The organism is Pseudomonas sp. GD03903, assembly GCF_029840045.1.
In the GTDB taxonomy this organism is placed as follows: Bacteria; Pseudomonadota; Gammaproteobacteria; order Pseudomonadales; family Pseudomonadaceae; genus Pseudomonas; species Pseudomonas pseudonitroreducens.
The window spans coordinates 1-6,747 of record NZ_JAOCBT010000047.1; the positions used below are offsets into that span (position 1 = coordinate 1).

Consider the following 6,747-nt stretch of genomic DNA (forward strand, 5'->3'; position numbering starts at 1 on the left):
TCACGGTTGACCGTGTGGCCGCCTCCGATCGCATCGGCGTCCTGCCGGCGATAGAGCGTCCCGCTGTAACCCTTGGTTCCGTACTCGATGAACTTCAGGTAGAAGAATTCGCGGTTGTCGGCCTTGCCGATAATGCCGATCCTTGCATCGAGTCCGTTCTTGCTGACCTTCACCTGGAGCGCGTTGGCGCCGTCACCGGTGTCACGGGCAATCAGGTTCTGCTGCGTGGCCAGCACCATGTCAGCGGCCTCTGCCATCGCCTTGGGCAGGTCGCTCTTATCGATGGCGGCGATCCGGCGAAGCACACCACGCAACTTGAAGTCGCCCTTGATGCGCGATCGCCTGGCCATGGCTTACTCCTTGCGGATGCGCTTGCGGGGCTCTGCCTCACCTGCTGGCGGGTTGCCCTTGCCATCGTCGTAGACCAGGCCGCGGACGATCAGCTTGTTCAGGGTCTTGGCGGGCAGGTGGCTGACGTCGTCACCCTTCTCAGCCTTCACGGCGCCGGTGAGGCGCCCGGTAGCTCGAAGCACCATTTCGATTACCTCGGGGTGGGGGCAACGCTCGAGCACAACAGGCGCAGCATGTCGCTGGTGTTGTCCTCGAGCGGGGCCTCGATGGTGTAGGTTTTCTTGTGAACCAGGCGGCGCCCGGCGATCAGGTCATCAGCGGGACGGGCGCGAATCTCCGCGGTGACCGTGGCTTGCAGTTGGCTGGCCACCGTCGAGGTGCGCCCAGTCGGCATGGTGATTTCCACCCAGACCTTCCGAAGCTCCACCCAGCGCTCGCTGTACCCGCCGCCACCATCAGGAACACGCTGCAGCGCCTGGAGCGACGCAAGGTGTCGAAGTGGGCCGGCTCTCATCAGAATCGTTTCCTGTACCAGAGAAGACGCTCGACGCCGAGCGGGATGCTGGTGGCAATGGTGCCCAGCGCCACCGCCTCGCGGTTCGCGTACCAATGGGCCACCAGCAGGTAGACGGCCTGCCAGATGTCAGGCGCGATCGCCAACTGGTTCGGCTCGACCGGGTCGGCCTCCACCAGTTCGACATCGCAGTGCTGCTCGACGTGGAACAGCGCCGCCTCGACATAGCCCTTGATCAGCTCGTCCTCGACGTCGTTGTCGACCTTGGCCTGCAGCTTGATCCTGGGCAGCAGCTCGGGCTGCGCGTTCCAGTCGATCACCATCACTTGGCCTCTTTCGGTGCCGCCGGCTTGGATTCTTTCGGCTTGGCCTTCTCGGTCAGTTCCTCGGCCAGGCCCTTGCCGATCAGGATGTGGGCGTACTCATCATCCACGTCCTCGAACTCTTGCCCCGCCTTCACCTTGGCCGACTCGGCGCCCAGCTTCGCGGCATCACCAACGAAGCCCCATTTCGCTTTGATCTTCATGTTTGCTCCAGATGCAGAAAGACCGGCTCAGCGGCCGGCCCTCATGGATGGGAAGTGGATCAGGCAGTCGGGAACAGGCCTTTCACCAGCGCTTCGCGGCGGCGCACGCCAAGGCCCAGACGCTCCTCCACCAGCAGCGCGCGTTCGTTCTTGATGAACTGATCGTTGATCAGGCCCATCTTGAAGAGGAACGACATGCGGTCGAACAGCACCGAGGAGCGTGCGAAGTTGGCCACCAGGAACTCGCCGCCGGTGTCTGCATCGCCCTCGTCGACGCTGTCGGAGGTGATCACCGGGCGCCCCCACAGGATCGGGGTAACCAGGCCCTGCAGGTTGGCGAACAGGTAACGATTCTCGCCGTCCTTCTGCAGCTCGATGTTCATCCAGTCCAGTTCGGACATCACCAGGCCGTCGGCCGACAGCTTCGACTGCTTGCGCACCTGGTAGATCGCACGGCGCATGATGTCGATGGCGGTGTCGCCGGCCTTGGTCAGGGCCGGGTCGTAGGTGGTCGCCTGGGTCATCAGGCCATTCAGGTTCTCACCAGTGCCGTCGCCCTTGAGGATCTGCGCTTCCTCTTCCAGCTTCAGGTCGTAGCGCAGCAGCTCCTGCAGGTAGGCGAGCAGTTGCGGGACGTCGTCCAGCGCCTCATCGGTGACCGGCATCCAGACCGCGATCTTCTTGACGCGATCGGTCTTGCTCTCGAAGGTCACGTTGCTGGTGGGTTTGGTGCCGCCCTCAGCTACCGGCGCCGCGCCGCGGGAGTGCAGCAGCTCGCGGAAGTAGCTGTATTGCTGACCGGAGACCGGAACGGTGGTGAGCAGGTCGCGAATGCGCAGCTCCTGGCGGATGCCCGGCTGGATGACCGGGTCATAGTTCGGGGCAACGATGCCGGCGCTGGTTACCTTGGTTTCCTTCATGGAAGCCAGGTCAGACTTGGTGACCTCGATCTGGGCCAGGGCCACAGACTTTTGCTGCAGGGACTTGTAGCCGTCGTCGCCTTTCACCATGTCGATGAAGGACTTACCCTCGCCCGGCTGGCCGCGCAGCTTTACGCCCTTCTGCTCCAGATCCTGCACCTGGTCGATGACCTTCTGCAGTTCATCCTTCTGGGTCTGGAGGTCCTTCTTCATCTCGGTGGTGACGGTGTTGCCTTTCTCCACCTCGACCATGACCGCGTCGTACTTGGATTGCAGACCGGCAAAGCCGTTCTTCAGCTGCAGGTCCAGGGAGTCTTTCAGTTCTTTCACTTCGCTCATGGTGTAGCTCCAAAATGGGTTGTGAACAGGGTTGAAATGTCTTTCAGCTCTTCCACGATCGCCGTGGCCTCGCTTCCGCCATCACGGCGGAGCGCGGAGTAGCCGAGCGAAGCGACTGCTGCCGCCTCCTTCTGCGAGAGGCCCATGCGCTCGCGCAGGGCGTTCTCGAAAAGCCGGATGTCCGACTTGACGCTGAGTACTTCCGCCTCAGGGTTCATGCCGAACGGAACGAACGATGCCTCCCACAACTCCGCAGACTTGATGACGCGGACCTGCCGGCCGGCGCGCTGCTCGAAGGTGGCATCGATGGTGTTGAAGCCGATGGACATGCTGTCGAGCGAACCGTCCTTCATCAGCTCGTAGGCGTCGCGCGCATAGCTGACCGCGAGATTCACCCGGCCCTTGAGGTACAGGCCTCGTTCGTCCTGGGTGAACTCCGAGTTGCCCACAAGGCGCGTCAGGTCGTGGTAGAGGGCCAGCTTCAGCCTGCCATTGCGGGCAGTCTTCACGCGGGTGAAGGCGCCCTTGAGGATCACGTCGTCGCCCAGGTCGACGTTGTCGAACACCGCGGCGTAGCCCTCGAAGTTGCCCGCCTCGTCGGCGGCCTTTACCTCAAAGGGGCAATCAAGTTTGCTGAGCATTGGTCTGCATCTCCCAACGGGTGACCTGGTTGTACTTGTCGTCAGCGAGCGGCGGCAGGTTCTCCTTGGCGCGCACTTCGTTGACGTGCATCCAGCCCGAACCACCAGAGCCACCCAGGGCGGCGGTGTAATAAGCAGACCTCCCAGTACTGTCTGCGCGCAGCAAACCCTCGACCGCGAACTCGACGAAGCGCGGCGAACCGCCGTAGAGCTTGTCGTTAAACTCGTCCTCGACCGCGTCGACGTAGGGTTTCAGGCCAAAGGTGACGAAGCCGGTCAGCTGCTGCTCCAGGTTGGAGCCCATGATCGAGGTCTTGCCGGCGCGGTTAGCCAGCCAGAGCGGCACCCCGTAGATGCCCGCCAGCGCCTCCTCCTGGAATTGCTGGGACTCGATGAACTGGGCGTCCTTCTGGCTGATGCCGGCGGGGACGATGGTCGGACCGCCCTGCAGAATCCCCATCTTGCCGAGGTCGTCGACGTCGCCCTCTCGGACGTCCGGGAACTTCGCTAGGATCTGGGCCTGTTGCTTCTGGGTCAGGAAGTCCTTGTAGATGACATAGCCGCCGGTGAAGCCGCCCTTGCGCATGAAGCGCGCCGACCACTGCTGCCCAGCCTTGGCCAAGCCCATGGTCTCCGCCTGATACTCAAGCGGGGACAGCCCGACGATTCCGTCCAGGCTGAAGAGCTTGAAGTGCAGCATGTTCTCGGGCGAGACCGGGAACCGGTCACCGTTCTTGGGCTGCACCCAGTACAGCAGGTCGTCATCGGTATCGATCGTCACCGCGTCGCAGGCCAGCGGTACCAGGCCGATCGGGTCGCCGTTCCTGTTGCGCTCGATCAGGGCGAAGGCGTTGCCCTTCAGGGCCATGTTCACGACGACGAACTTCAGGAAGTTCAGCTTTGTCATGAACGGGTTGGGCTTGCGCAGGAGCTTCTGCGCGCCGTCCTTGCGCGGCACCTGCTTGCGCTGGGTGTCGCCGTCCGAGTCCTCATAGAGCTTCAGCGGCAGGCCGGCCAGCGACTCCGAGAGAATCTTGACGCACGACCAGACCATGCTGATGGACAGCGCGGTCTTGGTCGTCACCCGGACGCCGGACTTGGTGCTCTTGCCGCCTATCTCCATGTCGACTTCGACATAGTTGCCCGTGGCGGGGTCGGTGTAGCCGAAGAAGCGCCAGGTCTTGGGGTTGTACCAACGTGTGGTCATGAGCCGATGAGTCCGAAGAAACCGTTGTCGAGGTAGTCGTCCATGCCGCCGCGCGCCTCAGGGTTGAGAGACAGCAGCGTCACCGCGTTGAAGGTGGCCATCAGCGGGTCGATCTTCGCGGTGCCGGACGCTTGCTTGGTGATCAGGAAGGCGTTCGCCGACGGCACGCCTTTCGCGTTGCCACAGGCCCAGGCCATCAGTGGCTGTCCGCAATGCAGAAGAACGCCCTCGGCCAGCTTCCGTTCGGTCGTTTTGATCGCTCCGGTGAGCTTCCATCCCTGGGAGATGCCAATGGTCTGGTCTTCCTCGACGCCGGCCTCCAGCAAGGCATCGAGCACCGCGCCGATACCGGCCGGGTCGAGCCCCACCTTGTCGAGCAGGCCAGCGTCGTTGACTCGCGCGACGTACCGGGCCAACTGCTCGACGTCGTCGCCGATCCTCTCGACAATCGTCAGGTCGCCGGCCGCCTCCAAATCACGCAGGCGGGGCGCTTCCGACTTGCGGCGCTCCAGGACTGATGGGTGCGCCCAGGCGTGCGACCAGTGCAGCCAGGTGCGGGCATCACGCTCACGCCCCATGATGGCGAGGCCCAACAGGTCATCCAGGCCACCGCCATCGACACCAGCCACGATCACCTCGCAGCGCGTCAGCAGGTCGTCCAGGGTCATGCCCGGCGACGCTTGCGGCTCCCAGTAGGCGGCCCCCACCCAGGCATCCGACATCAGCGCCAGGCCGATCTCGATGTTAAGAAACTTGGCGAGGAAGCCTCGCACCTCAGCCTCACCGTCCAGCTCGGCCTGCATGAACAGGCGTTCGAGTGTCGGACGGTCTACCGAGAACCCCATGTTGGGGTTCACCAGGTGGAAGTTCTCCGGGCGCCGCGCCTCCCCGCTCTTGATCATCTCCGCGGGGAACTCGTAGATGACCGGCAGGAACCGGTTGTCCTCGATGCGCCCGTCTCGGACACCGCGGGCGTAGGTCAGCTTCGACTTGAACACGCCAGCAGGCGGTTCGTTGGACTGGGTCGTCAGCCAGATGATGAAGCCTTCCGGTCGCGACAACAGTCCGCCCGTGGCCTCCCGGATCATGTCCGGCGCCTTGGGGTTCTTGCCGAACAGCCAGGCCTCGTCGATCAGCACGCCGACGGCCTTCTTCCCGCCCACCACATCGCTGTCAGCAGCGACCACCTTCAGAGTGGCCCCGGTCTCGCGATGGGTAATCAGGCGCATGTGCGGCTGGACGTGGAGCAGCGCCGAGAGCTCTTCGTCGTGCTTCACCATCGCTGCCGCCGGCTTGAAGCTGTTGTCGGCGATCTCCTTGGTCGGCGCGAGGATGATGAACTCCGCCTCGAGCCGCCAATTCCGAATCAGCGCGGTCAGCATGATCGCGGCGGCGATGGTCGACTTCGAGTTCTTCTTCGGGATGCAGAGGAAGTACTCGGTGATCAGTCGCTGGCCGGTCTCGCTGTCGTAGCTGCCGAAGATCGCGCCGGCGAAGTCCAGCACCCAAGGAGCACAGGCCGCCTCAATAGTCGGGCTGCCGGGAGCATCGACGATCTTCAGCGCGCGGAAGACTTCGAGCCCTTCCTCGGCCTCCGCCGGAAAGAGCGGCGGCGGAATGATTGATTCGCCCGCACTCAGGCGCTGCCACCATTCGGGGCAGGCAGTTGTCCAGAGCATGGGTTACCTCTTCACGACAGTGAGCGGTGGCTTGCTCTGGCTGAACTTGCCTTTGCCAACTTCCTTCGCTGCTTCCTGCTTCGCTTCCTTCTTGCCCTGCTCGCCCTTCTTGCCGTGCACGTAGGGCATGGCGGTCTGTGCAGCGTTGCGCCGGTCGAAGACCTTCGCGCGCGGCTCATTCATCAGGGCCAGCAACCACTCCAGCGGGTCTTCCGTGTCCGGCAGGCAGGTTAGGAATTCGCCGTCGGATTCATCGATCTCGGGCGGATCGTCGGCTTCATCAGGGGGCGGCTTTGAAGACCTCGTCGATCGCGCCTTGCCTTTAACATTCAGCTCGGCTTTTAACGCCTCGATCGCCGCGATGATCTTCGGATCTTTGGCCCACCGTGAACCCGACACGGAAGCGCTGGAGCCCAGACAGCCAGCGGCCTCAGCCGCTTCTTTGTTGGACGCACCACGGGCCTTTGCGTCAACAAACCGTCGCTGTTTGTCTGTTAACGCCATTAACAAAAAAACCTTGGGGGTGGAAAAAATGTGCGAATGGGATCGGAGGCGGTCTAGCTGAGCGCC

General features: G+C 63.1%; 10 protein-coding genes. All 10 read right to left on the reverse strand.

Annotated elements, in window-relative coordinates; translation table 11 throughout:
- The coding region (locus N5C91_RS31620; protein WP_347815403.1) for an HK97 gp10 family phage protein at window positions 1-350 on the reverse strand (350 nt) is incomplete at its 3' end.
- Window positions 351-353: 3 nt separating this feature from the next.
- The gene (locus N5C91_RS31625) at window positions 354-536 is read right to left on the reverse strand and encodes a hypothetical protein (RefSeq protein WP_279834455.1); all 183 of its coding nucleotides are present in this window, start codon (window positions 534-536) and stop codon (window positions 354-356) included.
- A gap of 5 nt (window positions 537-541) precedes the next feature.
- Window positions 542-865, reverse strand: coding sequence for a phage head closure protein (locus tag N5C91_RS31630; protein WP_279834458.1), 324 nt, complete (start codon window positions 863-865; stop codon window positions 542-544).
- Window positions 865-1,188: a head-tail connector protein gene (locus N5C91_RS31635; protein ID WP_279834460.1), complete on the reverse strand. Its 324-nt coding sequence runs from the start codon at window positions 1,186-1,188 to the stop codon at window positions 865-867. The genes N5C91_RS31630 and N5C91_RS31635 overlap by 1 nt, the downstream gene beginning before the upstream one ends.
- Window positions 1,188-1,391 carry a hypothetical protein gene (locus tag N5C91_RS31640; protein ID WP_279834462.1) on the reverse strand — a complete coding sequence of 68 codons (204 nt, stop codon included), beginning with the start codon at window positions 1,389-1,391 and terminating at the stop codon, window positions 1,188-1,190. Before N5C91_RS31640 ends, N5C91_RS31635 begins: the two co-directional genes overlap by 1 nt.
- Before the next feature lie 59 nt (window positions 1,392-1,450).
- Window positions 1,451-2,650 (reverse strand): phage major capsid protein, encoded by a 1,200-nt coding sequence (locus N5C91_RS31645; RefSeq protein ID WP_279834464.1) that lies wholly within the window; start codon window positions 2,648-2,650, stop codon window positions 1,451-1,453.
- Window positions 2,647-3,291, reverse strand: a complete 645-nt coding sequence (locus N5C91_RS31650) for an HK97 family phage prohead protease (RefSeq protein ID WP_279834466.1) — start codon at window positions 3,289-3,291, stop codon at window positions 2,647-2,649. Before N5C91_RS31650 ends, N5C91_RS31645 begins: the two co-directional genes overlap by 4 nt.
- Window positions 3,275-4,498 carry a phage portal protein gene (locus N5C91_RS31655; protein WP_279834467.1) on the reverse strand — a complete coding sequence of 408 codons (1,224 nt, stop codon included), beginning with the start codon at window positions 4,496-4,498 and terminating at the stop codon, window positions 3,275-3,277. Before N5C91_RS31655 ends, N5C91_RS31650 begins: the two co-directional genes overlap by 17 nt.
- Window positions 4,495-6,177, reverse strand: coding sequence for a terminase large subunit (locus N5C91_RS31660; protein WP_279834468.1), 1,683 nt, complete (start codon window positions 6,175-6,177; stop codon window positions 4,495-4,497). The genes N5C91_RS31655 and N5C91_RS31660 overlap by 4 nt, the downstream gene beginning before the upstream one ends.
- Window positions 6,178-6,180: 3 nt before the next feature.
- Window positions 6,181-6,747, reverse strand: a 567-nt coding sequence (locus N5C91_RS31665) for a terminase small subunit (protein WP_279834469.1), incomplete at its 5' end; no start/stop codon positions are given.

Bases quoted from the DNA above. Each gene is read 5' to 3' on its own strand.
- N5C91_RS31635 (WP_279834460.1), bottom strand. From the start codon at position 1,188: ATGGTGATCGACTGGAACGCGCAGCCCGAGCTGCTGCCCAGGATCAAG.
- N5C91_RS31650 (WP_279834466.1), bottom strand. From the start codon at position 3,291: ATGCTCAGCAAACTTGATTGCCCCTTTGAGGTAAAGGCCGCCGACGAG.
- N5C91_RS31660 (WP_279834468.1), bottom strand. From the start codon at position 6,177: ATGCTCTGGACAACTGCCTGCCCCGAATGGTGGCAGCGCCTGAGTGCG.
- N5C91_RS31655 (WP_279834467.1), bottom strand. From the start codon at position 4,498: ATGACCACACGTTGGTACAACCCCAAGACCTGGCGCTTCTTCGGCTAC.
- N5C91_RS31640 (WP_279834462.1), bottom strand. From the start codon at position 1,391: ATGAAGATCAAAGCGAAATGGGGCTTCGTTGGTGATGCCGCGAAGCTG.
- N5C91_RS31625 (WP_279834455.1), bottom strand. From the start codon at position 536: ATGGTGCTTCGAGCTACCGGGCGCCTCACCGGCGCCGTGAAGGCTGAG.
- N5C91_RS31630 (WP_279834458.1), bottom strand. From the start codon at position 865: ATGAGAGCCGGCCCACTTCGACACCTTGCGTCGCTCCAGGCGCTGCAG.
- N5C91_RS31645 (WP_279834464.1), bottom strand. From the start codon at position 2,650: ATGAGCGAAGTGAAAGAACTGAAAGACTCCCTGGACCTGCAGCTGAAG.